This is a genomic window from Marinobacter antarcticus, from assembly GCF_011049865.1.
GTDB lineage: Bacteria > Pseudomonadota > Gammaproteobacteria > Pseudomonadales > Oleiphilaceae > Marinobacter > Marinobacter antarcticus_A.
The window spans coordinates 60,581-85,305 of the sequence record NZ_DRGY01000033.1 but is presented as its reverse complement, the minus strand read 5'-3'; the positions used below and the strand labels follow the sequence as shown (position 1 = coordinate 85,305).

At 54.6% G+C, this 24,725-nt stretch carries 22 protein-coding genes, 1 tRNA gene and 1 other RNA gene; 19 read left to right on the top strand and 5 right to left on the bottom strand.

Annotation, left to right across the window (positions count from 1 at the left end; all coding sequences use genetic code 11):
- Position 1: 1 nt before the first annotated feature.
- Together ssrA and smpB are read right to left on the bottom strand one after the other, a co-directional pair.
- Positions 2–364, bottom strand: a transfer-messenger RNA (tmRNA) gene (gene ssrA / locus ENI00_RS04220).
- 70 nt (positions 365–434) lie between these two features.
- Complete coding sequence (gene smpB, locus ENI00_RS04215) at positions 435–917, bottom strand: SsrA-binding protein SmpB (protein ID WP_304099238.1); 483 nt, start codon at positions 915–917, stop codon at positions 435–437.
- Between the two features lie 256 nt (positions 918–1,173).
- On the opposite strand from smpB, the gene ENI00_RS04210 reads away from it, so the two are divergent.
- From ENI00_RS04210 to ENI00_RS04200, 3 genes are read left to right on the top strand one after another with little or no spacing between them, the layout of a single operon-like run.
- Positions 1,174–2,625 (top strand): sodium-dependent transporter, encoded by a 1,452-nt coding sequence (locus tag ENI00_RS04210; RefSeq protein ID WP_414674209.1) that lies wholly within the window; start codon positions 1,174–1,176, stop codon positions 2,623–2,625.
- A 36-nt stretch (positions 2,626–2,661) separates the two neighbouring features.
- Positions 2,662–3,105, top strand: a complete 444-nt coding sequence (locus ENI00_RS04205) for a type II toxin-antitoxin system RatA family toxin (RefSeq protein ID WP_304099234.1) — start codon at positions 2,662–2,664, stop codon at positions 3,103–3,105.
- On the top strand, positions 3,105–3,404 hold the full coding sequence (locus ENI00_RS04200; RefSeq protein WP_304099232.1) for an RnfH family protein: 300 nt from the start codon (positions 3,105–3,107) through the stop codon (positions 3,402–3,404). Before ENI00_RS04205 ends, ENI00_RS04200 begins: the two co-directional genes overlap by 1 nt.
- Here the strand turns inward: ENI00_RS04200 and ENI00_RS04195 are convergent.
- On the bottom strand, positions 3,398–3,724 hold the full coding sequence (locus ENI00_RS04195) for an outer membrane protein assembly factor BamE (protein WP_304099230.1): 327 nt from the start codon (positions 3,722–3,724) through the stop codon (positions 3,398–3,400). The two genes, ENI00_RS04200 and ENI00_RS04195, sit on opposite strands and share 7 nt — an antisense overlap.
- Before the next feature lie 122 nt (positions 3,725–3,846).
- On the opposite strand from ENI00_RS04195, the gene fur reads away from it, so the two are divergent.
- The gene (gene fur, locus ENI00_RS04190; RefSeq protein ID WP_304099228.1) at positions 3,847–4,257 is read left to right on the top strand and encodes a ferric iron uptake transcriptional regulator; all 411 of its coding nucleotides are present in this window, start codon (positions 3,847–3,849) and stop codon (positions 4,255–4,257) included.
- Between the two features lie 103 nt (positions 4,258–4,360).
- Here fur and recN read toward each other — a convergent pair whose 3' ends face one another.
- Positions 4,361–6,040 (bottom strand): DNA repair protein RecN, encoded by a 1,680-nt coding sequence (recN, locus tag ENI00_RS04185; RefSeq protein ID WP_304099224.1) that lies wholly within the window; start codon positions 6,038–6,040, stop codon positions 4,361–4,363.
- A gap of 244 nt (positions 6,041–6,284) precedes the next feature.
- Here recN and grpE point away from each other — a divergent pair, with 244 nt between their 5' ends.
- From grpE to greA, 7 genes are all read left to right on the top strand, one after another.
- Positions 6,285–6,887 (top strand): nucleotide exchange factor GrpE, encoded by a 603-nt coding sequence (gene grpE / locus ENI00_RS04180; RefSeq protein ID WP_304099222.1) that lies wholly within the window; start codon positions 6,285–6,287, stop codon positions 6,885–6,887.
- 102 nt (positions 6,888–6,989) lie between these two features.
- Entirely contained in the window at positions 6,990–8,915 is a 1,926-nt protein-coding gene (dnaK, locus tag ENI00_RS04175; protein WP_304099219.1) for a molecular chaperone DnaK, read from the top strand.
- Positions 8,916–8,992: 77 nt separating this feature from the next.
- Positions 8,993–10,126 (top strand): molecular chaperone DnaJ, encoded by a 1,134-nt coding sequence (gene dnaJ, locus ENI00_RS04170; protein ID WP_304099216.1) that lies wholly within the window; start codon positions 8,993–8,995, stop codon positions 10,124–10,126.
- A gap of 24 nt (positions 10,127–10,150) precedes the next feature.
- Positions 10,151–10,951 carry a 4-hydroxy-tetrahydrodipicolinate reductase gene (dapB, locus tag ENI00_RS04165; RefSeq protein ID WP_304099214.1) on the top strand — a complete coding sequence of 267 codons (801 nt, stop codon included), beginning with the start codon at positions 10,151–10,153 and terminating at the stop codon, positions 10,949–10,951.
- A 244-nt stretch (positions 10,952–11,195) separates the two neighbouring features.
- Positions 11,196–12,326: a glutamine-hydrolyzing carbamoyl-phosphate synthase small subunit gene (gene carA / locus ENI00_RS04160; protein WP_304099211.1), complete on the top strand. Its 1,131-nt coding sequence runs from the start codon at positions 11,196–11,198 to the stop codon at positions 12,324–12,326.
- Between the two features lie 87 nt (positions 12,327–12,413).
- Complete coding sequence (gene carB / locus ENI00_RS04155; protein ID WP_304099208.1) at positions 12,414–15,644, top strand: carbamoyl-phosphate synthase large subunit; 3,231 nt, start codon at positions 12,414–12,416, stop codon at positions 15,642–15,644.
- A 10-nt stretch (positions 15,645–15,654) separates the two neighbouring features.
- The gene (gene greA / locus ENI00_RS04150) at positions 15,655–16,116 is read left to right on the top strand and encodes a transcription elongation factor GreA (RefSeq protein WP_304099249.1); all 462 of its coding nucleotides are present in this window, start codon (positions 15,655–15,657) and stop codon (positions 16,114–16,116) included.
- A 71-nt stretch (positions 16,117–16,187) separates the two neighbouring features.
- On the opposite strand, the gene yhbY is transcribed toward greA, so the two are convergent.
- Entirely contained in the window at positions 16,188–16,499 is a 312-nt protein-coding gene (gene yhbY, locus ENI00_RS04145) for a ribosome assembly RNA-binding protein YhbY (RefSeq protein ID WP_304099204.1), read from the bottom strand.
- Positions 16,500–16,818: 319 nt separating this feature from the next.
- Between yhbY and ftsH the strand changes: the two genes are divergently transcribed.
- The 8 genes from ftsH to nusA all read left to right on the top strand — a co-directional run bounded on the left by ftsH (position 16,819) and on the right by nusA (position 24,725).
- Entirely contained in the window at positions 16,819–18,762 is a 1,944-nt protein-coding gene (gene ftsH, locus ENI00_RS04140; protein ID WP_304099201.1) for an ATP-dependent zinc metalloprotease FtsH, read from the top strand.
- A gap of 126 nt (positions 18,763–18,888) precedes the next feature.
- Positions 18,889–19,719 (top strand): dihydropteroate synthase, encoded by an 831-nt coding sequence (gene folP, locus ENI00_RS04135; RefSeq protein ID WP_304099199.1) that lies wholly within the window; start codon positions 18,889–18,891, stop codon positions 19,717–19,719.
- Positions 19,719–21,062 (top strand): phosphoglucosamine mutase, encoded by a 1,344-nt coding sequence (glmM, locus tag ENI00_RS04130; protein WP_304099197.1) that lies wholly within the window; start codon positions 19,719–19,721, stop codon positions 21,060–21,062. The genes folP and glmM overlap by 1 nt, the downstream gene beginning before the upstream one ends.
- Positions 21,063–21,138: 76 nt before the next feature.
- Positions 21,139–21,897: a triose-phosphate isomerase gene (gene tpiA / locus ENI00_RS04125; RefSeq protein WP_304099195.1), complete on the top strand. Its 759-nt coding sequence runs from the start codon at positions 21,139–21,141 to the stop codon at positions 21,895–21,897.
- A gap of 24 nt (positions 21,898–21,921) precedes the next feature.
- Positions 21,922–22,302 (top strand): preprotein translocase subunit SecG, encoded by a 381-nt coding sequence (secG, locus tag ENI00_RS04120; RefSeq protein ID WP_304099191.1) that lies wholly within the window; start codon positions 21,922–21,924, stop codon positions 22,300–22,302.
- 7 nt (positions 22,303–22,309) lie between these two features.
- Positions 22,310–22,394: transfer RNA gene (locus tag ENI00_RS04115), tRNA-Leu, on the top strand.
- A gap of 320 nt (positions 22,395–22,714) precedes the next feature.
- The gene (gene rimP / locus ENI00_RS04110; RefSeq protein WP_304099189.1) at positions 22,715–23,176 is read left to right on the top strand and encodes a ribosome maturation factor RimP; all 462 of its coding nucleotides are present in this window, start codon (positions 22,715–22,717) and stop codon (positions 23,174–23,176) included.
- Between the two features lie 55 nt (positions 23,177–23,231).
- Positions 23,232–24,725 (top strand): transcription termination factor NusA, encoded by a 1,494-nt coding sequence (gene nusA, locus ENI00_RS04105; RefSeq protein ID WP_304099186.1) that lies wholly within the window; start codon positions 23,232–23,234, stop codon positions 24,723–24,725.

The window sequence follows — 24,725 nt, the reverse complement described above, 5'->3', positions numbered from 1 at the left end:
TTGGTGGAGACGGCGGGGATCGAACCCGCGTCCGCCAGCACTATGCCTTGAGATCTACATGTTTATGTCCTTCTATTGATTTAACCTCGAGCGACCCGAAGGCCAGGGTGCAAGAGGCGAGTTCTTTAAATCTTAGCCGTTAGCCAGTGAACTCTGGATAACGGAGCATCCCGTAAGCGATGACGTCCTGAGATGTAGCTCTGGGCTACGGGCGACCCAGTCAGGACGACTAGCAGCTTACGCTGCTAGTGAGTAGTTTTCGTCGTTTGCGACTATTGCGTTGCAGCTTTGGATTAACGAGATTGGCTGCCATCTCGACATGCACCCAAGGGTTCGCCACCAGCGTCGAAGCCATGTCGTCCCCTTATGAACAGTATATGCGGCCCCAGTCTGCAAACTCAAGGCCTAGCCAGCTTTGTTTTGGGATTGCAGCTTCAAGAGGCGTTGTTTTCCCGCATAATGCGTTGCTTCTGGCGATCCCAGTCGCGCTCTTTCTCGGTTGCGCGCTTGTCGAACAGTTTTTTGCCTTTCACCAGAGCGATTTCGCATTTTACTTTATTGTGCTTCCAATACATCGCCATGGGCACGCAGGTTTGGCCGGCCTGACTTGTTTCTCCGATCAGCTTGGCCAGTTCTTTGGCGTGTAGCAGCAGCTTGCGGGTGCGGGTAGGATCGGCGATAACATGGGTGGAGGCTTCGGTGAGGGGCTGGAAATGCCCGCCTAGCAGGAAGGCCTCACCGTCTTTCAGCAAAACATAAGCGTCTGTTATCTGCGCTTTGCCAGCCCGCAGTGATTTTACTTCCCAGCCAAGCAAAACCATCCCCGCCTCGAAGCGTTCTTCTATGTGGTATTCGTGTTTCGCCTTTTTGTTCAGGGCGATGGTACTGCTCGGCGTACCGGGCTTTTTATTGCTCATGGATCAAGTATCCGGGTTCGGACGAATGAACGAGCCGACCGGAATCGGGTCGGCAAAACGCGTATTGTAGCCCAGTATTGCAGGGCCGGTCACGAAATGGCCTTCGGCGGCTTGTTCGGGTCGTACGTATGCAAGCCCTTCGGCTACAATGACGGGCCAGACACTTTCAGGGTCGAGAATGCCTAAGCCGTACCGTACACATATCGGGTCATTTGCCCGTAAATCAACCTTTTTCTGGGCCTCAGTTGGTGCAACTGTGGGTCTGGCTAATCTTTGGCAATTTCCTTATCTGGCGAGCGTGCACGGTGGCGGGTTGTTTATTCTGCTGTATCTCGGCTGTGTGCTCTTGGTGACATTGCCTTTGATGGTTACTGAAGCCTCTATTGGCCGGTATGCGCGCCATGGAATTGTGCTGGCAATGGATAGTTTGACTCGCAGTGCCAAAAGCTCAAGGGGGTGGATGGCCGCCGGGCGGCTTAGCATAGTGGCGGCCTTTCTGGTGCTGTCGTTTACGGCTGTTTTCGGTGCCATCGCTCTGGCCTATGTGTTTTTTGGCGCTTTGGGGCGGTTCTCCGGTGTTGGTCAAACGGAGGCCACCGAAATTCTTGCAAAGATGGTGTCTGACCCAAAGGCTTATCGCGTGTTTATGGGTTGGCATTTGTTCTTTCTGGTCACCGTATTGTGGGTCTCTGGGCAAGGTGTGGTCGGAGGGCTTGAGCGAGCATTCAGAATTGTTGTGCCGGGCACGCTGATACTCTTGCTCGCATTGTTCGGGCTTGCGGTTTGGTATGGTCGCATTGACGGCGCTATCAGTCAGATTCTCGAGATGCACCCGGAGGATCTTACCTGGGCCAGTCTCAGTGCCGCGTTGTTCCATGCGTTTTTTACCTTGGGCCTGGGAATGGGAGTCTGGGCGGTTCTGGGCGCCTATACGGCACCGGAAACACAGCTAAAGCGATCCATTCTGGCCGCTGTACTGATGGATACGCTGGTTGCAATTCTGGCCGGGCTGATGATTTTTGCCATGGCAACGGAAAACAGCGCTTTTGACGGCGAGCGAGGGCTCAGCTTGTTGTTTATTTCGCTGCCCGTGACGCTTGCGGAGTTACCGGCAAGCCAGTTCGTTATCGCGGCCTTTTTTGTAGTGGTCGTGATGATTGTCTGGGCGACGGCGTTGGCGCTGTTGGAACCTGTTGTTGGCTGGTTTCGCGAATGGACCGGCGCCCCGCGTGGGCGGTCTGTTGCGTTGGTGGGACTGGCAGTTTGGCTCGCAGGGTTGGCCTCCTTATGTTCGTTCAACGTGTGGGCGGATTACCGGGCCGGTGGCGCAACAATTTTTCGATGGCTGGAACTGCTAACGGGCGGATTGATGATTCCCGTTGTGGCGATTCTCATCGCACTTTTTACCGGTTGGTGTCTGACGCACAATCTCTCAAAAACCATGCTTGGCGGCGCCCCGAAGCTTTTCGGAACAATCTGGTTCTGGGTTATGCGTCTGGTGTTACCTCTGGTTGTTGCCTATATCGGTATACATTACACCGCAGTTTCTTTGATAAACCTGTGCGATAGCGGCAGCCAGGCGCTGTGGTGTGAGCCGGAGGAAGATCTGGCCCCGGCAGGGCAAGCGCTTACAATTAACGGCAACACACCGCCATTGCAGTCTGAAAATGCCCCTGAAGACGACAATATCCTTTATCATAGCGCTTGATTGCCGCCACGTTTGCAAGCAGGACAACCGGTTCCAATGCCCCATCAGATTGATAAGACAGCCCTGGTTATGCACTCAGCCGAGCGCATGTTCAACTTGGTGAATGACGTTGCCCGTTACCCCGAATTCCTTCCCTGGTGTGCAAGTGCAGAAGTTCACCAACAGGGTCCGGATCAGATTATGGCGTCGCTGGAAATAGCCAAGGCAGGAGTGCGGCACACACTGACTACTCGCAATCAGTTGCAGATGCCGGAAGCGATAGAAATGAATCTGGTTGATGGTCCCTTCCGCAACCTCACGGGCCTTTGGCGCTTCAAGGCGCTGGGTGAAAATGCCTGTAAGGTGACTCTGACGTTGGAGTTTGAATTCTCGGGTTCGCTGTCGCGTATGACCTTCGGGCCGGTGTTCAATCAGGCTGCAACCTCCATGGTAGATGTCTTTTGTCGTCGCGCAGATGATCTCTACAAAGGCGATGCCTGATGCCTCAGGTTGAAGTGGCGTACGCGCGGCCAGACAAGCAGCAGATCCTCTGTGTACGCGTGCAGGAAGGCGCAACCGCTATCACAGCCGTCAAGTTATCCGGGATTGCCGTCATCTTCCCGGAAATTGATGTGGACACGATCGATATGGGAATATTCGGGAAAATTATCAAAAATCCTGCGGATCATAAGCTGCGTGACGGGGATCGGGTAGAGTTGTATCGCCCGCTCCGGATTGACCCGAAACAGGCGCGCCTGAACCGGGCCAACAGGAAATCCGCGCCACGCTCAGATCAGTAGGCTGGCGTTTCGTCCAATAGTTGGGCTTCATAGTGGGAGTAAAGGTTGTCGTCGTAATACACGATGAGGCGTTGCTCTTCGATATCACCGCCTCGGCGTTGGAACGTGTAAACATAGTATTCGCGAGAGCTGTCAACCGGATTCAGCATGAGTGGGCTGCCAAGCAGTGCCCGCACCTGGCTGCGAGGCATACCCTCGTTGAGTTTGGTCAGCTCTTCATCGGTAACTATGTTGCCTTGCTGGACGTTGATCTTGTAAACGCCCGGGAAAGCACAGCCGGACAGAATAAGGGTGAGAATGAGAGCTGTGAGCTTTTGCATCGCCGGAGGAAATCCTCTATCTTGAAATCGCCTGCCAAGGGCAGGTGTGGCACGGGTTAACCGTAAAATGGCGGCTTCATCATACCGGAAGCCGTGAGGCACACCAAAGAGTGAATGGTAACATGGCATCTGAAAACGCCGAACTGCGAAAAGTCGGTCTCAAAGTCACTCTGCCAAGAGTGAAGATTTTTAACATTCTGGAAAACGCCAAGGACCATCACCTTAGCGCTGAGGACGTCTATAAGCGGCTTCTGGATCAGGGAGATGACGTAGGGCTGGCCACCGTATATCGGGTGCTCACACAGTTTGAGACGGCAGGTCTGGTGCTGCGGCATAATTTTGAAGGCGGCCATGCGGTGTTCGAGATGGCACGCGAAGATCACCACGATCATATGGTGTGTACTCAGACGGGGCAGGTGATCGAGTTTGTTGACGACGTAATCGAAGAACGCCAGCAAAAAATAGCGAAAGAACACGGCTATGAGATTGTAGAGCACAGCCTGATTCTTTACGTTAAGCCCATCAAGTCTTAAGCATCAAGCAGCTCCCCCCCGTTAGTGCAAAAAAAGGGGCAGGCCATTAAGCCTGCCCCAACAGCTCTCAGGGGCGAGAGGGGGAATGGTGACTGCCACCACGTCAGTGGTGGGTTGCCTGTCCTTTGGAAAACATCTCTGTAGCGTGGGCAATGGTGTGGTCAGTCATATCTACGCCACCCAGCATTCTTGCAACTTCGCTGATTCTTCCTTGGTCGTCCAGCGATTCGATTTTTGAGTAGGTTGTGTCTTGCAGGGTGAACTTGCTGACAAACAGATGCTGGTGACACTGGGCCGCAACTTGTGGCAAGTGGGTTACACAGATAACCTGGCCGTTGTCGCCCAAAGCCCTCAGCAGTTTGCCTACTACCTCTGCGGTGCCGCCGCCAATACCGACGTCAACCTCGTCAAAAATCAGGGTTGGCGTTGTCGATGTCTGCGCAACGACTACCTGTATCGCAAGGCTGATTCTTGATAGTTCACCACCGGAAGCAACCTTGGCCAGTGGCCTTGCCGGTTGCCCGGGATTTGCGCTGACCAGAAACTCAATTTCTTCCAGGCCGTGAGACGCTGGATCGCCCTGATTGTTGCGATTCAGGTGCGTGACAAACTGCATTGTTGGCATGCTCAATTGGGCCAACTCGCCCGCAATACGCTGGTCCAGTTCCACGGCGGCCTTGGCCCGGATTTCAGAAAGCTGACCGGCCAGTTCGTCAAAGCCTTTGCGCTGGCTGTCCAGTTCCGCTTCCAATTTCTCCAGGCTGCCCTCTCCGCCATCAAGCTCCGCCAACTCCTCGCGTAACCGTTGTTGGAATTCCGGTAGCTCCTCAGGGTTGATGCGGTGCTTGCGCGCCATTTGGTAAATGGCGCTGAGCCGTTCCTCGACGTCTGTTAAGCGTGCGGGGTCTGCTTCATAGTCATCAACAAAATGCCGGAGGTTATCGCCGGCTTCAGTGATCTGAATCTGGGCTTCACTGAGCATCTGAATGGTGTCGGCCAGTGCAGGAATCGCGACCGGAAGCTGTTCCAGTTGCTGCAGCGCTTGGCGAATCAGGTACGCTGCGCTGGTTTCATCTTCGGTACACAGAAGCGCTGCCTGATGGCTGCTATGCAGAATTGTATCGGCCTGGCTCAGCTGCGCCTGTTCTTGCTCCAGTTGCGTTTGTTCGCCAGTCTCAAGCGCCAAGCGATCCAGCTCTTCTACCTGATAACGCAGTAATTGCAGTCTTGCTTCGGATTCTTCTGCGTTCTGCTGGCGCTGGCTCAGTTTTGTTCGAATCTGGTTCCAGGCTTTCCACGCCTCGCGGGTCTGTCCGGCTAGGTCTTCTGCGCCTGCGAATTCATCAATCAGTTTGCGATGCGTTTCTTTGCGCAAAAGTGACTGATGTTGGTGCTGGCTGTGAATGTCCATCAACAGTCCGCCCAGGTCTTTCAGGTGGGCGAGGGGGCAGGGCTGGCCGTTGATGTAAGCCCGTGATCGCCCGTCTTTGCTGATGACCCGGCGCAGAATGCAGTCGCTGTCGTCATCCAGTTCATGGTTTTCCAGCCATTGGAGGGCCTCGGATATGCCCGAGACATCAAAGGTGGCGGTTATGTCCGCGCGCTTCGCGCCATGGCGTACAGCCCCTGCATCGGCGCGGCCACCCATCGCAAGCCCCAATGCATCCAGCACAATGGATTTCCCCGCGCCCGTTTCGCCCGTGAGCGCCGTCATGCCTTTGTTGAATTGCAGTTCTACTCTTTCGGCAATTGCGTAATTGGAAACTGTGAGCTGTGTGAGCATGCAGATAACCTCCGCCTTCAAAATATACTGTTCGTGCATACAGTTACTGTTAATATATACAGTGATTTTCCGGTTTGCAAACACTTGAGCGTGATTTTTTCAGGGATGCGCGCTTTGATGGTTGAAACCTGAGTGCTGAACCCCATATTCATTCGCAATAACATTCTTTCGGCTCTGCGGGGCCGAAGCCTATGTTCAATTGGCCGCGTTGAAGCCGGCCACCGAAGATCTGGCAGGAGTAGTCATGAGCACTGAGGAAAACCGCAATGAGCAAGCAGAAGAGTTGAAAGATGCCGCTGAGGCGTCGGTAGAAGAAGTGCTTGCGGGCGAACAGGACACGGAGCAAGGCGAGGTTACTGAGCTGGATTCGCTAAAAGCGCAGGTTCAGGAGTTTCAGGAGCAGATGCTGCGCACCCAGGCCGAAATGCAGAACATTCGCCGCCGGGCTGAGATGGACGTTGAGAAGGCGCACAAGTTTGCGCTGGAAAAGTTTGTCAAAGAGTTGTTGCCGGTTGCAGATAGCCTTGAGAAGGCAGTTGAGAGCACTGAGGGTCAGGAGAATGCTGGTGATCTGGTCGCATCGATCCGGCAGGGCGTGGGTATGACGCTGAGCTTGCTCGAGTCGAGCCTGAAGAAATTCAACGTTGAACCGTTGAATCCGGTTGGCGAACCGTTCAATCCCCAGCAGCACGAAGCCATGTCGATGGTTCCGGCACCGAATGCTGAGCCAAACAGCGTGGTGGCTGTGGTGCAGAAAGGCTATCTGCTGAATGGCCGTGTGGTTCGCCCGGCAATGGTGATGGTCGCGAAGGCTCAGGATGCACCAAAAATTGATGAGCAGGCTTGAAAAATCAGGTTAAGCGCCAATATAGCCATTAAACAGCAGTAGCCGGAGTAGACGTGTCCGGGCAACTATTCAGTACAGCATTCAGAAGAACGGAGTGATTCAATGAGCAAGATTATCGGTATTGACCTTGGAACGACCAACTCATGCGTAGCCATCATGGATGGCGACAAAGTTCGGGTTATTGAAAACGCGGAGGGCGATCGTACCACCCCGTCAATCATCGCTTACACCGATGACAGTGAAATTCTGGTAGGCCAGTCGGCCAAGCGCCAGGCGGTCACCAATCCGAACAACACGATCTATGCCATCAAGCGTCTGATCGGTCGCCGTTTTAAAGATGACGTTGTTCAGAAAGACATTAAAATGGTGCCCTACAAAATTGCCGAAGCGGATAACGGTGATGCGTGGGTAGAAGTGAAAGGCCAAAAAATGGCACCGCCGCAGGTGTCTGCAGAAATTTTGAAGAAGATGAAGAAGACGGCGGAAGACTATCTGGGCGAGAAAGTGACCGAGGCGGTTATTACCGTGCCGGCTTACTTTAACGACAGCCAACGTCAAGCGACCAAAGACGCTGGCAGAATAGCCGGCCTAGACGTAAAGCGCATCATAAACGAGCCGACGGCTGCGGCCCTGGCTTATGGTCTGGACAAGAAAACCGGTGATCGCACCATAGCGGTATACGACTTGGGTGGCGGAACCTTCGACCTTTCCATTATCGAAATTGCGGACGTTGACGGTGAGCATCAGTTCGAAGTTCTGGCAACTAACGGTGACACGTTCCTGGGTGGTGAAGACTTCGATATGAAAATTATCGAATTCCTGGCTGACCAGTTCAAGAAAGACAGTGGTATTGATTTGCGGGGCGATTCCCTGGCCATGCAGCGCCTGAAAGAAGCGGGCGAGAAGGCCAAGATCGAGCTGTCCAGCAGTCAGCAGACCGACGTAAATCTGCCGTACGTTACCGCAGATGCCAGCGGTCCTAAGCACATGAACGTGAAGCTGACCCGCGCCAAGCTTGAATCGCTTGTCGAAGATCTGGTTCAGCGCAGCCTTGAGCCATGTAAAGTGGCGCTTAAAGATGCGGGCATGAAGGCGAGTGAAATCGACGAGGTTATCCTGGTGGGTGGTCAGACCCGCATGCCGCTGGTGCAGGAAAAAGTTAAAGAGTTCTTCGGCAAAGAAGCCCGTAAGGACGTAAACCCGGACGAAGCCGTTGCCATGGGTGCAGCGATTCAGGCGGCCGTGCTCTCGGGTGATATAAAAGATGTGTTGTTGCTCGACGTGACTCCGTTGACCCTGGGTATTGAGACCATGGGTGGTGTTGCTACGCCGCTCATCGACAAGAACACGACGATTCCGACCAAGAAGTCGCAGACGTTCTCGACCGCGGACGATAGCCAGACGGCCGTAACCATTCACGTGGTTCAGGGCGAGCGAAAGCAGGCGACGCAAAACAAGTCGCTGGGTCGTTTTGATCTAGCCGATATTCCGCCCGCACCGCGCGGCGTCCCGCAAATCGAAGTGACCTTCGATATCGATGCTAACGGTATTCTGAACGTTTCTGCGAAAGACAAGGCGACGGGTAAAGAGCAGTCCATTGTGATCAAGGCGTCTTCTGGCCTGAACGACGATGAAATCGAGAAAATGGTTCAGGATGCTGAGGCTAACGCCGACGAAGATCGCAAGTTTGAAGAGCTAGTCCAAGCTCGCAACCAGGGCGATGCCATGGTTCACGCCGTACGCAAGACTCTGAAAGACGCAGGCGACAAAGTCAGCGACAGTGAGAAAGAGTCTATTGAAGCGTCGATCAAGGATCTGGAAGAGGCATTGACCGGTTCTGACAAGGACGACATCGAAGCCAAAACCCAGAAGTTGACGGAAGTGTCGGGCGAACTGGCACAAAAGATGTACGCGGATCAGGACGGTCAGGCGCAGCAAGCTGACGGTCAGGAAGGCGCGCAGTCGCAAACTGCTGACGATGCAGTGGACGCCGAGTTCGAAGAAGTCAAAGACGACGAAAAGAAGTAAATCTGACGTACATCAGGTAGTTGGAAAACGCGGATCAGCTCCGCGTTTTCCGCGTTTAAAAAACAGGGTTTTAAAGCATGGCCAAGCGCGATTATTACGACATTCTCGGACTTTCCCGGGACGCGGATGAGAAAGAAGTCAAGCGGGCGTATCGGAAGCTCGCGATGAAGTACCATCCCGACCGTAATCCGGAAGACAAAGACGCCGAGAACAAGTTTAAAGAGGCCAGTGAAGCCTATGAAATACTGGCGGACCAGTCCAAGCGAGCGGCTTATGACCAGTTCGGTCATGCCGGCGTGGATGGTCAGGCCGGAGGTGGCTTCGGCGGTGGCAGTGGCAACTTCTCTGACATTTTTGGCGATGTGTTTGGCGACATTTTTGGCGGTGGCGGTGGCGGCGGCCGTGGACGCAACACTCGTGGTTCTGACCTGCGTTACACGCTGGAGCTGGATCTGGAAGAGGCGGTTAAGGGAAGAACCGTAGAGATCACAATCCCCGGACACCGGGAATGTGGCACGTGTGACGGCAGTGGCGCTGAAAAGGGCTCTCGTCCTGAAGCCTGCAGCACCTGTAAGGGTATGGGGCAGGTGCGAATGCAGCAGGGCTTCTTTACCGTGCAGCAGGCTTGCCCTACCTGTCGGGGCGCCGGCCAGATTATCAAAAATCCCTGTAAGGTTTGCCACGGTCAAGGCAGAGTTCAGGAAGAAAAGACGCTTTCCGTCAAAGTGCCCCCGGGCGTGGATACCGGCGATCGTATTCGCCTCTCTGGTGAGGGCGAGATGGGCGTCGAGGGCGGCCCCTCCGGCGATCTGTACGTGCAGATGTCGGTTCGTGAGCACTCGATCTTCACGCGCGATGGTCGCAACCTGTATTGCGAAGTGCCGATCAGCATCATCGATGCCACGCTGGGCGGCGAGTTGGAAGTGCCGACGCTGGATGGGCGCGTGAAGCTTCGTATTCCCGAGGAAACCCAGACTGGTAAACTCTTCCGGCTGCGCAACAAGGGCGTCAGCCCGGTTCGCGGAGGCCCCTCCGGCGATTTGTTGTGTCGTGTGACGGTTGAAACGCCGGTCCATCTGACCAAGCGCCAGAAAGAACTGTTAGAGGAGTTTCAGACAACCCTGGATGGTAGCAACGGCACGAACCACGCGCCAAAGAAAACGTCCTGGTTTGAGGGTGCCAAGAGCTTCTTCGACGAAATGAAATTCTGACCAGCTGCATATAGGGAGCAAGCCATGAGGGTAGCAGTCATTGGCGCCGCCGGGCGCATGGGTAAAGTGCTCATCGAAGCGGTTGATGGCACAGAAGGGTTGGACCTCGGTGCGGCCGTCGTTGAGCCTGATAGTAGTCTTATTGGCGCCGATGCCGGCGAGATGAGCAGCATCGGTAAAACCGGCGTCAAAATGGCAGGTACCCTTGAGGACGTGAAAGACGATTTTGATCTGCTTATTGACTTCACGTTCCCGGATCTGACGCTGGAAAATGCCGAATTCTGCAAAGCAAATGGCAAAATGCTGGTCATTGGTACCACCGGTATGTCAGACGCCGAAAAAGCACAATTGGCTCTTGTGGCAGAATCCACACCGATCATGTTTGCGCCCAACATGAGCGTCGGCGTCAACGTGATGCTCAACCTTCTTCGTACCGCGGCAGCGACGCTGGGGGACGACTACGACGTCGAAATCATCGAAGCTCACCATCGCCACAAAAAAGACGCGCCCTCGGGTACAGCCCTGCGCATGGGCGAAGTGGTTGCCGACGCGCTTGGCCGAGATCTTAAGGAATGCGCCGTTTATGGCCGTGAGGGCTTCACGGGCGAGCGCACCCGTAAAGAAATCGGTTTCGAAACTATCCGTGCCGGTGACGTGGTGGGCGATCACACCGTGCTTTTCGCCACTGAAGGCGAGCGCATCGAGATTACCCACAAGGCGAGCAGCCGTATGACCTTCGCCAAAGGTGCCATGCGGGCCTCGCTGTGGCTGGCGGATAAGCCTTCCGGTTTGTACGATATGCAGGATGTTCTATCGTTGAAGTAGTGTCCCGTGAACATTTTACATGGACAAAAAGCCGCATATTCCATACAATAAGGCGGTTTAACTGCACCAAGCGTAGGCTTCGAAAAGCCCAAGGAACAAAAGACAGTTCCTGGATAACAAAAAGCGGGACGGGGTTTTTACTCCCTCTCGCTTTTTTGCGACCTGGATTTGCGCTTGCGTTCCTGTTCGTGGAAAACCGATACGTCGTGAAAAACCGATACGCCACTCGATGAGGATACAAGCCTTGAGCACACCTGCAATTCTTGCACTCGCAGACGGAAGCCTGTTTTACGGCACCGCTATTGGCGCTAACGGCGAAACCAGCGGTGAAGTGGTGTTTAACACCGCCATGACCGGCTATCAGGAAATACTGACCGACCCATCATACGCCCGCCAACTCGTTACCCTGACCTATCCCCACATTGGTAACACGGGAGTCAATGAAGAGGATGTCGAGTCCGGCCGCATTCAGGCCGCCGGTCTGATTATTCGCGACCTGCCTCTGATGGCCAGCAACTGGCGCAGCACCGGGTCGCTGGATGAGTATCTGCGAAGCAACAATGTTGTCGGAATGGCTGATATAGATACCCGGCGCCTGACACGGATTCTCCGAGACAAAGGCTCGCAGAACGGCGCCATTGTGGCGGGTGCCGATGCGACCGCTGAGCGCGCTCTGGAGTTGGCCAAGGCGTTTCCGGGGCTTAAAGGCATGGATCTGGCCAAAGAAGTGACCTGCGACAAAATCTATAACTGGACCCAGGGAGAGTGGACGCTCGACAAAGGCTACGGTGAGGCGGGCGAAACCAGGTTCAAGGTTGTGGCGTGGGACTACGGCGTCAAGTTCAACATCCTGCGCATGCTCGCGTCCCGCGGCTGCGATATTACCGTTGTGCCGGCGCAAACCTCGGCTTCGGATGTGCTGGCGATGAATCCGGACGGCATATTTCTGTCCAACGGCCCGGGTGACCCTGAGCCCTGTGATTACGCAATCAAGGCAATTCAGGAAGTGCTGGAAACGGAGATTCCGGTGTTTGGTATATGTCTGGGGCACCAGCTTCTGGCACTGGCCAGCGGCGCGAAAAGTATGAAAATGAACCACGGTCACCATGGCGCCAATCACCCGGTTCAGCGTCTTGAAAACGGCACCGTCATGATTACAAGTCAGAATCACGGTTTTGCAGTGGATGAGGCTTCCTTGCCTGCGGTGCTGGAAGTGACCTACAAGTCACTGTTTGATGGCACTTTGCAAGGCGTTCGTCGCACTGACAAACCAGCGTTCAGCTTTCAGGGGCACCCTGAGGCGAGCCCTGGTCCCTGCGATGTAGCCCCCCTGTTTGATGAGTTTATCCGCCTGATGGAAGTCCGAACGGGGTAGCTGGCATACGCACAGTTGCACCATCCCAGGCACGCGCTGCTTTTTGCGCTACAAGAATTTAAATGCTGCTGACAGGTTTACCAAGACATGCCAAAACGGACCGATATTAAAAGCATCCTGATTCTAGGCGCAGGCCCGATTGTGATCGGGCAGGCGTGCGAATTTGACTATTCCGGAGCGCAAGCGTGTAAAGCCCTGCGCGAAGAGGGTTATCGGGTCATCCTGGTTAACTCGAATCCGGCCACCATCATGACGGATCCGGTGATGGCGGATGCCACCTACATTGAGCCAATTACCTGGCAGACCGTCGCCAAAATCATCGAAAAAGAAAAGCCCGATGCTTTGTTGCCTACCATGGGCGGCCAAACAGCACTGAATTGCGCGCTGGACCTCGAAAAGCACGGGGTTCTGGCTGAGCACGGCGTGGAAATGATCGGCGCCAACGCCGACACTATTGATAAAGCCGAAGATCGAAGCCGTTTTGACAAGGCCATGAAGGCCATCGGCCTCGAGTGTCCTCGTGCCTCTATTGCCCACACCATGGCAGAAGCCTGGACAGTCGCTGAAGACATCGGCTTTCCATGCATCATTCGGCCGTCGTTTACCATGGGTGGATCTGGCGGTGGTATTGCTTATAACCGGGACGAGTTTGAAGAAATCTGTACCCGAGGCCTGGATCTTTCTCCTACCAGCGAATTGCTCATCGACGAGTCGCTGATCGGCTGGAAAGAGTATGAGATGGAAGTGGTCCGCGATAAGGCAGATAACTGCATTATTGTTTGCGCGATCGAGAATTTCGACGCCATGGGCGTGCACACCGGTGATTCCATCACGGTTGCGCCAGCTCAGACGCTTACCGATAAAGAATACCAGATCATGCGCAACGCCTCTCTGGCAGTGCTGCGCGAGATTGGGGTGGAAACCGGCGGCTCCAACGTACAGTTTGGTATCAATCCGGACAACGGCCGCATGGTTGTCATTGAGATGAACCCAAGGGTTTCGCGCTCATCGGCATTGGCCTCCAAGGCAACCGGTTTCCCGATTGCCAAAGTGGCGGCCAAGCTGGCGGTTGGCTACACGCTGGACGAACTGCGTAATGAGATAACCGGCGGTGTGACGCCTGTGTCGTTCGAGCCCAGTATCGACTATGTGGTTACCAAGATTCCCCGGTTTACCTTTGAAAAATTTCCGCAAGCCGACGCTCGCCTGACCACCCAGATGAAATCGGTGGGTGAAGTCATGGCCATTGGCCGCACGTTCCAGGAATCTCTGCAAAAAGCCCTTCGGGGTCTGGAAGTGGGTTCGGACGGTTTTGACGAGCAGCTTGAAGAGTTCACCTCGGAAAGTTCCCGTGAAACCCTCACCCGCGAGCTCAGTGTTCCCGGTGCCGAGCGTATCTGGTACATAGGTGACGCCTTCCGGGCTGGCCTGAGCGTTGATGACGTTTTCGAATACACCAAGGTGGATCCCTGGTATCTGGTGCAGATCGAAGATCTGATCCGAGAGGAACAGGCTTTGAAATTCGCCGGTAAGGCGGATATGGATCATGCCACCCTTTTCCGCCTCAAGCGCAAAGGTTTCTCCGATGCCCGGTTAGCCAAACTGTTGGGCATAACCGAAGTGAGCCTGCGCAAACTGCGGCATGAGCTGAACATTCGTCCGGTTTACAAACGGGTCGATACCTGCGCCGCAGAGTTTGCCTCTGACACCGCTTACATGTACTCCACCTATGAAGAGGAGTGTGAGGCGAATGCCACCGACCGCGAGAAAATCGTGGTTATCGGGGGTGGTCCTAACAGGATCGGCCAGGGTATCGAATTTGATTACTGCTGCGTGCATGCCGCGCTCGCCATGCGCGAGGACGGTTATGAAACCATCATGATCAACTGCAACCCTGAGACAGTATCAACAGATTACGACACCTCAGACCGATTGTATTTTGAGCCGGTTACGCTTGAGGACGTGTTGGAAATCATCAACGTTGAAAAGCCCAAGGGCGTTATCGTTCAATACGGTGGCCAGACCCCTCTGAAACTGGCCCGTGGCCTGGAGGCGGCAGGCGTGCCCATTATCGGCACCAGCCCGGATGCGATTGACCGTGCGGAGGATCGTGAGCGGTTTCAGCAGATGATTAATCGCCTGGGGCTCAAACAGCCGGAAAACGCGACGGTGCGCAGCCATGAGGAAGGTATTCTGGCGGCCCGTGAAATCGGTTATCCGTTGGTGGTGCGCCCGTCTTATGTGCTGGGCGGTCGAGCCATGGAAATCGTGTACGCAGAGGAAGAGCTGACGCGTTACATGCGCAGCGCTGTACTGGTCTCAAACGACAGTCCAGTGTTGCTGGATCATTTCTTAAATGCCGCCATCGAGGTGGATATTGATGCCATTTGCGACGGCAAGGACGTGGTCATTGGTGGCATCATGCAGCATATTGAGCAGGCCGGCATTCACTCCGGTGATTCGGCTTGTTCCTTGCCGCCCTACACGCTGCCGCCCGACGTCCAGGACGCTATGCGTGAGGCCGTCAGGAAAATGGCCATCGAGCTGGGGGTTGTGGGACTGATGAATGTTCAGTTGGCCTGGCAGGATGACGAGATTTACGTGATTGAAGTTAACCCGCGCGCTTCGCGGACAGTGCCCTTCGTATCCAAAGCGATCGGCGTGTCGTTGGCCAAGGTGGCTGCACGGGTCATGGCCGGGACTTCTCTTGCGGATCAGGGTTTTACAAAAGAAGTGATACCCAGCTACTACGCTGTGAAAGAGTCGGTATTCCCGTTCAATAAATTCCCGTCGGTTGATCCGATTCTGGGTCCGGAGATGAAGTCCACAGGCGAGGTTATGGGGCTTGGCGACAGCTTTGATGAGGCTTTTGCCAAGGCTTCACTGGCCATTGGAGAGCGGTTGCCCTCCACAGGGAGGGCGTTCATGTCGGTTCGCGATGTGGATAAAGCCGGCGCCATTCAGGTCGCCCGGGATCTGGTAGACACAGGCTTCAAGCTTGTAGCCACCACCGGCACCGCGAAGGCCCTTCGCGAAGCGGGTATTGAGGTGGAGCGAGTTAACAAGGTGGGCGAGGGGCGTCCCCACATAGTGGACGCTATCAAGAATGGACAGGTTCAACTGATTATTAACACAACAGAGGGTCGCAAAGCGGTGTCAGATTCGGCACAGATTCGCCAATCGGCTTTGCAGACCAAAGTAGCTTATACAACAACGCTGGCCGGCGGCGAAGCTTTCTGTCGGGCCATCAAGTTCGGCCCGGAGCGCACAGTACGCCGCCTGCAAGACCTTCACGCAGGGAAGTATGATCATGAGTGAAAGAGTACCTATGACAAAGTTGGGCGAGTCCCGTCTTCGTGAGGAGCTTCGGACGCTGAAATCCGAGGACCGGCCCCGGGTTATTGCCGCGATTTCGGATGCACGCGAGCATGGTGACCTGAAAGAAAATGCCGAATACCACGCGGCCCGTGAGCAACAGAGCTTCATTGAGGGGCGGATTCAGGAAATTGAAGGCAAACTTTCCGACGCTCAAGTGATCGACGTTACTGCGATGGAAAACACGGGCCGGGTTATCTTCGGAACCACCGTTCACCTGATGAACATGGATACGGATGAGCAGGTGGTCTACAAGATCGTTGGTGAAGACGAGGCAGACATCAAGCAAGGCAAGCTGTCCATTTCATCACCGATTGCCCGCGCGCTGGTCGGCAAGAGTGAAGACGATGTGGTCGCTATTCGCGTGCCATCGGGCACCGTGGAGTACGAGATCGAAAAGGTGGAGTACATCTGACTCTGTTTTAGCGCTGCAAACAAAAAACCGGCTGTGTTTAGCGCAGCCGGTTTTTTTATGTTCAGGGGGCGTCAGTGTTTGTGGCGCAGAAGGTTGGACAGCTTTGGGTTGGGCTTCTTTGACCGGCGCATAATCACCGCAATTTTTCCGATGGTTTGCACAATTTCTGCGCCACTGGATTCGCAGAGGGCGGTGATCGCTTCCTGGCGCGCTTCACGGTCCTGGTTAGCCACCTTGACCTTGATAAGCTCGTGGTCGTTCAGGGCGCGCTCCAGTTCTTCCTGAAGGCTCTCCGTCAGGCCCTTGTCACCCACAATAATGACGGGTTTCAGGTTGTGGGCGATAGCCCGGTACTCCCGGCGTTGCTCCGGTGAAAGGCTCATGATGTAATCTCTTTATCGGTGCGATTAACAAAAGGTCAGCGGCATATTCGCTGGCGACGACGTATAATTTGCGGATTGTAACAGACAACCTCGTGTAACCGATCACCCTGCGGGAGTTGTAATTTTCGAGATGGGGCCCACATACAAGTAACAAGAGGATTTGTCTGGCGTTCAAGAGCGTCTGCAGATTGATCCGCAGCTACGTTTTTCTGCGGCTGGTACGAATAGGCCGTTTCTGGTGGATAGACGTACAATTGGTGTAAGGTGTCAGTAAAGGGCGGTGCTTCAGGCCTGCTTTTCAATTCACAGGTGATGATCCTTGAACGATATGGCAAAAAATCTGGTTCTTTGGCTAATAATAGCCGCAGTACTGTTGATGGTGTTTCAGAATTTCTCTCCCACCACCAGCGGTCAGCAAGTCAATTATTCCCAATTCGTTGAAATGGTCCAGCAGGGTCAGGTCAACAAAGTCACCATTGATGGTCTCGAAATTCAGGGCACCCGCGGCGACGGTTCCCAGTTCGAGACAATTCGCCCGCAGGTGTCAGACAATAAGCTGATGGACGATCTGCTGGCGAACAAGGTAGAAGTGATTGGTAAAGAGCCGGAGCGTCAGAGCTTGTGGACTCAGTTGTTGGTCGCGGCGTTCCCGATCCTGATCATAATCGCGTTGTTTGTGTTCTTCATGCGCCAGATGCAGGGCGGCGGCGGTGGCAAAGGCCCCATGTCGTTTGGCAAGAGCAAAGCAAAGCTGATGAGTGAGGATCAGATCAAGACCACCTTTGCCGATGTGGCCGGTGTTGATGAGGCCAAAGAAGATGTGAAGGAGTTGGTCGACTTCCTCCGGGATCCCAGCAAATTCCAGCGTCTGGGCGGCAGTATTCCCAAGGGCGTTTTGATGGTGGGGCAGCCGGGTACCGGTAAAACACTGCTTGCCAAGGCTATCGCTGGTGAGGCAAAGGTTCCGTTCTTCTCGATTTCCGGTTCCGACTTTGTTGAGATGTTCGTAGGCGTTGGTGCATCCCGTGTGCGGGACATGTTCGAGCAAGCCAAGAAGCAGAGCCCCTGCATTATCTTCATCGACGAGATCGATGCGGTCGGTCGCCATCGTGGTGCCGGCATGGGTGGTGGTCACGATGAGCGTGAGCAGACATTGAACGCGCTACTGGTTGAAATGGACGGCTTTGAAGGTAACGAGGGCGTTATCGTTATTGCTGCGACCAACCGCCCGGACGTACTTGATCCGGCACTTTTGCGCCCTGGCCGTTTTGACCGTCAGGTCGTGGTTGGGTTGCCCGACATCATCGGTCGTGAACAGATTCTCAAAGTTCACATGAAGAAAGTCCCCCTGGATGAAAATGTCGAGCCCGCATTTATTGCGCGTGGCACGCCAGGCTTCTCCGGTGCGGATCTTGCAAACCTGGTTAACGAAGCAGCGCTGTTTGCGGCTCGTCGAAATATGCGCCTTGTCTCCATGGAAGAGTTTGAGCTTGCGAAAGACAAGATCATGATGGGCTCTGAGCGTAAGTCCATGGTTATGAGCGAAAAAGAAAAGCTCAATACGGCTTATCACGAGTCAGGTCACGCTATTGTTGGTCGATTGACCCCCGAACATGACCCGGTTTACAAAGTCAGCATTATTCCACGTGGCCGTGCTCTCGGCGTGACGATGTTCCTCCCTGAGGAAGATCGATACAGCCACAGCAAGCGCTTTTTGATCAGTTCTATTTGCAGCCTATTTGGTGGCCGTATTGCCGAAGAGCTGACGCTGGGTTTTGACGGTGTCACTACCGGTGCATCGAATGACATCGAGCGCGCTACCAGCATTGCCCGTAACATGGTTACTCGCTGGGGGCTGTCTGAGAAACTCGGGCCATTGCAGTACGATACTGACAGTGAAGAACCGTTCCTCGGACGCTCAGCCGGTCAGGCTCAAACGGTTTACTCGCCCGAAACGGCACAGCGTATTGATGAAGAAGTTCGCAACATCATCGATACCTGTTATGAGAAAGCCACGCAGATTCTGGTGGACAACCGGGATAAGCTGGACAACATGGCCGGGGCGTTGATGAAGTATGAAACCATTGATCGTCATCAGATTGACGACATCATGGAAGGCCGCACACCGCGTCCGCCGAAAGGCTGGGACGACAGAGGTTCCGCCGGTGGTGTCAAGGCCGAGGATCCGGAGCAGGCTCCCGCAGCAAAGCCTTCTGATGATGGCCAAAGGCCAGATGTTGGTCGGCCGGCGGGAGAGCGTTAACGCTCCCGGATTCAACTGATCTGAGTCGTTTTATGTTGCATCGCGCCGCCCTGATTATGGGCGGCGTTTGCTTTTATTCGGCGTGGTTTTTCAGCTTTTGGTGTGCGTGCGCGGGAAAGGTTTGTTATGGAAATGACGTTTGGCCGGCGAATGCTGGATATGTCTCACTGCCATGTAATGGGCGTTCTTAACGTTACGCCGGATTCGTTTTCCGACGGTGGCCAATACAACCGGCTGGATGCAGCGCTTTTCCGCGCCCGCGAAATGGTCAAACACGGCGCTGCGTTTATTGATGTGGGTGGGGAGTCTACTCGCCCGGGCGCCGCCAGCGTTTCAGTTCAGCAAGAGCTGGATCGGGTCTGCCCTGCAGTAGAGGCTATTGCCCGGGAATTGGATGTGATCGTATCGGTAGATACCAGCACGCCCGAGGTGATGGCTCAGGCGGTGGGGTTGGGCGCAGGGCTGATCAACGACGTGCGCGCGCTGCAAAGAGACGGCGCATTGGTCGCGGCAGCAAGTGCAGGTGTGCCGGTGTGTATCATGCACATCCAGGGTGAGCCTGAGACCATGCAGAACCGGCCCGAGTATCAGAATATACTGCGCGAGGTCAGTGAATTTCTTACCCTGAGGATCCGTGCTGCGGAACAAGCCGGCATCCCCACGCAGAATATCATTCTGGACCCCGGGTTCGGGTTCGGGAAAAATATCGAGCATAATCTGCGGCTTCTTGCTTCGCTCGAGCAGTTGCAGGTTCTTGGACATCCCCTTTTAGTGGGGCTGTCGAGGAAATCCATGCTTGGCCAGATCACGGGCAGGGACGTTGATGAAAGGTTGCCGGCGAGCCTTGCGGCCGCGACAATATCGGCTATGAAGGGTGCAAGCATTATTCGCGTGCACGATGTCAGGGAAACCGTTGATGCCGTCAAGGTAGTGATGGCCGTAAAGGAGACAGTTTGATGGCCGGAAGAAAGTATTTTGGTACGGATGGAATACGTGGCAGGGTAGGTGAACACCCGATTACCCCGGAATTCATGCTGCACCTCGGATGGGCTGCGGGTCAGGCCTTCAAGAAGGCGGGTCAGCGTAACAGCGTACTGATTGGCAAGGATACCCGGTTGTCGGGTTACATGTTCGAGTCTGCTTTGGAGGCCGGGTTGTCGGCGGCCGGGGTGGATGTAAAGCTGTTGGGCCCTATGCCAACACCGGCCATTGCCTATCTGACTCGCACGTTTCGCGCTTCGGCGGGAATCGTTATCAGCGCCTCTCACAATCCGCACCATGACAACGGCATCAAGTTTTTCTCCGCCGACGGCACCAAGCTCGACGACGCCCTGGAGGCCGAGATTGAGCGCTGGTTGGATAAGCCTATAGAGGTTTGTGGCGCCGGCGAGCTGGGAAAGGCGTCGAGGGTGGAAGATGCGCCGGGGCGCTACGTCGAGTTCTGCAAAAGTACGGTTCCGAACCAGTTCACATTGGATAACCTGAAAATTGTTCTGGATTGCGCTCATGGGGCGACGTATCACGTTGCCCCGAAAGTGTTCCGTGAGCTGGGCGCGCAAGTGTCTGTTATCGGAGCGGAGCCGGACGGGCTCAACATCAATCTGGATGTCGGTTCTACGCATTTGGGTAGGCTCAAGCAGGCTGTTATTGATAAGGGTGCAGACTTGGGCATTGCCTTTGATGGCGATGGCGACCGGGTACTTATGATTGATCGCGACGGTTCAGAGGTCGACGGTGATGAGTTGTTGTATGTGATCGCGTCCCAGCGATTTGCCGAAGATCGCCTCAAGGGCGGCGTGGTTGGCACGCTAATGACCAATCTGGGTGTTGAGCTGGCCCTCACAGAAATGGGCATTACATTCGAGCGTGTGAATGTCGGAGACCGTTATGTGATGGAGCGCCTGCTGGCTAACAACTGGGTTCTGGGCGGAGAGGGTTCTGGTCACATGGTCATCCGCGATTGCACCAGCACGGGCGACGGCATTGTGTCTGCGCTTCAGGTGCTGCTGTCGATCGGGAAATCGGGTAAAACTCTCGCCGAATTGCGACAGGGTATGAGCAAGTTGCCCCAAACAATGATCAACGTGCGCGTTGCCCAACGGTTTGACCCGTTCAGTCGCGCCGATATTGTTTCGGCGGTTCGCAAGGCGGAATTGGAGTTGGGCAGTTCTGGCAGAATCCTGCTGCGGGCCTCAGGAACAGAGCCTCTCATCCGGGTAATGGCAGAAGGCCAGAGTGCGGGCGATATTCGTCGCGTTGCAGAAGCGCTCGCCAAGATTGTGGAAAACTCAACGCCCTGATTTTGTTGGTTTCGGGCGGTTGTCTGTTACGAGGGACTGCTGTATAGTGCGCCCTCCCTTACATATGGGAACTGTTATGCGACGCAAGATTGTAGCCGGCAACTGGAAAATGAACGGGTCGAAAGACCTCTCGGAAAAGTTGGTTGGTTACGTGCGGTCTGAGTCTGTATCTCTTGATAAAGGCGTAGAGGTTGTTATCATTCCTCCCGCCATTTATATCGGAGATGTGGTGAGAGAAGCTCAGGGCAACATCTCAGTAGGCATTCAAAATGTAGCCCGGTGGCAGTCTGGCGCCTACACGGGGGAAGTGTCCTCGGAGATGGCGAAAGATTCAGGGTGTTGCTTTGCGCTTGTAGGCCATTCCGAGCGCCGTCAGCTTTTTGGTGAAACCGACAAAATGGTTGCCGAAAAGGTTTCGATTGTTGTTGGTAGCGGTTTAACAGCGATCGTGTGTGTGGGTGAAACGCTTGAAGAGCGAGAATCCGGGCGGGCTGAAGTGGTCGTTGCGGGTCAGGTGCGCGAAGGCTTGTCATCAGTCAAGCAGGGTGATTGGCAAAATATCGTATTAGCCTACGAGCCAGTTTGGGCGATAGGCACCGGTAAAACAGCAACATCTGATGACGCCCAGGCAATGCACGCTGCCATACGCGATGTTTTGAGAGATATGGGTGCACCGGCTGATGAGATTGCTTTGCTTTACGGTGGCAGTGTAAAGGCCGATAATGCAGCGGATCTTTTTTCAGAGCCGGATGTAGACGGCGGTTTAATTGGCGGCGCATCGTTGGTCGCAAAAGAATTTATGAGTATCTGCCGGTCTTTGTCGGCAGGCACCTAAAATTAAAGGTTCGCGAGAGTCGATATGGATTGGATAGAAACACTGGTAGTCGTTGTGCACGTGGTAATCGCGGTGGCGCTGGTGGGTCTGGTGCTGATCCAGCAGGGTAAAGGTGCAGACGCTGGCGCAGCCTTCGGTGGTGGCGGCGCGTCTCAAACCGTATTCGGCAGTCAGGGCAGTGGCAATTTTCTGACCCGCATGACAACGTTGCTCGCACTGGTATTTTTTGTAACGAGTTTCTCGCTGGCGGTGTTTGCCAAGCAGCGTGCAGAGGTTGCAGGTGAGGCAGGTATTCCGGTCGTTCAGGAATCCAGTCAGGTGCCGGCCCCAGACGCTGCTGACAATGGCGAAGGCGTCAAAAGCGAAACCGGGGACGGGAAGTCTGATCTTCCTGCACTCGAGTGAGGAGTTTGCCCAAGTGGTGGAACTGGTAGACACGCTATCTTGAGGGGGTAGTGGCGAAAGCCGTGCCGGTTCGAGTCCGGCCTTGGGCACCAATTACGAAGTAAAGCGGCTTGGATTTTCCAGGCCGTTTTTTTGGTCAGTCCTTGACCAGCCCGTTCAGCGTCTCTATACTCCGGCCGATATTGGAGTCTGACATTCTTTATTGTCGGGTTTTTGGCAGGCAAGGTGCCTGTCAGCAGGAAGCGGTATACCGGTTTGCTTCTTGCGAGTTCTCGCAACAAAAAGCCTCGGTTACCGGGGTTTTTTGACTAAGGGGCCTGACGCAGCGGCCCTTGGTGCGTAAAAAGGGCTGATTGAACAGCCCTTTTTTTGTTTTTAATGCCGGTAAATTTCACAACGGAGACCGCCTAACTTGTCAGGCAAGCTTAAACAACTGGAAGACATTCTTCGGCCTGTAGTGGAAGGTTTGGGATATGAGTTCTGGGGCATCGAGTACCGCTCCCAGGGCTATCAATCGCTTCTTCGAGTCTTCATAGACGATGTCGAAAACGGCATTGGCGTCGATGATTGCGAAAAAGTCAGCCGTCAGATCAGCGGCGTGATGGACGTCGAAGATCCTATCCAAACCGAGTACACACTGGAGGTTTCTTCCCCAGGCATGGATCGTCCCCTTTTTCGGCCTGAACAATATCAGGAGTTTGTGGGGCATCAGGTACAAATCCGTTTGCGAATGGCGTTTGAAGGCCGTCGCAAGTTTCAAGGGCTTATCAAGGGTGTGGAAGGCGATGATGTGGTTGTGGTCGTTGACGATCACGAATATCTGTTGCCTTTCGATAGCATCGACAAAGCTCAAATCATTCCGGTATTCGAGTGAGCCAATTGAATAACTCAGTAGATGCACAGTTTTATTTCCAGAGCAGGGCAATCCAATGAGTAAAGAGATCTTGCTGGTCGTTGAGGCCGTCTCGAACGAAAAAGGCGTCGAGAAGGAAGTCATTTTCGAAGCGATCGAGTTGGCGCTGGCCACCGCTGCCAAAAAACGTTACGACGATGAAGAGTCAGACGTGCGCGTATCGATCGACCGTCGCACGGGTGAGTATGAAACCTTCCGCCGTTGGCTGATTGTTGATAACGATGCTGTGCCAGCACTGGGCACCGAGCTGACGTTTCAGGAAGCCGAGGAAATTGATCCTGCGCTGAAGCCGGGCGATACTTACGAAGAGAAGGCAGAATCTGTTGCGTTCGGCCGTATCGGCGCACAGGCTGCGAAGCAAATCATTTTCCAGAAAGTCCGTGAAGCCGAACGCAGCAAAATCGTCGACAGCTATCGTGATCGCGTAGGCGAATTGGTTTCCGGTACTGTGAAGAAGGTGACTCGCGATAACGTCATCGTAGATCTGGGCGCGAACGCCGAAGCCTTGCTGCCAAGAGAGAACCTGATCCCCCGTGAAACCTTCCGCATGGGCGACAGGGTGCGCTCTTTGCTGCTGGAGATTCGCACTGATCACCGTGGCCCTCAACTGATTCTGAGTCGCTCTTCATCACAGATGCTGATTGAGTTGTTTCGTATTGAAGTGCCAGAAATTGCAGAAGAACTGATTGAGATTCGGGGCGCAGCCCGGGATCCCGGCTCCCGCGCAAAGATTGCGGTGAAGACTAATGACCGTCGTATCGATCCGGTTGGCGCCTGCGTTGGTATGCGCGGCTCCCGGGTTCAGGCTGTATCCAATGAACTGGGCGGCGAGCGTGTCGACATAGTGTTGTGGGACGACAACCCCGCGCAACTGGTTATAAACGCAATGGCGCCAGCAGAAGTGGCCTCCATCGTGATGGATGAAGACGGCCACACAATGCAAGTCGCTGTTGCAGAGGATAATCTGGCGCAGGCTATTGGGCGTAACGGGCAGAACGTGCGCCTGGCGACCGAGCTTACCGGCTGGACCCTGAACGTGATGACCGAAGAAGAAGCCGGTGAGCGCCAGGAGCAGGAGTATAATACGTTGGTTGAGCACTTTACCGCTCACCTCGACGTGGATGAAGAATTCGCCGGCGTGCTGATTGATGAGGGCTTTACGTCCATCGAAGAAGTCGCTTATGTACCTATGGATGAGATGCTGGCAATTGAAGGTTTTGATGAAGATACCGTCACTGAATTACGTCGCCGTGCCAAGGATGCTCTGTTGAATCAGGCCCTGGCCAGTGAAGAAGCCCTCGACGGCGCCGAGCCGGCCGAAGATCTTCTGGGTATGGACGGAATGGATCGCAGCCTGGCGTTCAAGCTCGCAGGTATGGGTGTGCGGACCATGGAAGATCTGGCGGAGCAGTCGGTAGACGACTTGCTCGATATCGAAGGTATGGATGAAGAGCGTGCAGGTCAGCTGATTATGACTGCACGCGCCCCCTGGTTTGAAGACCAGGCTTAA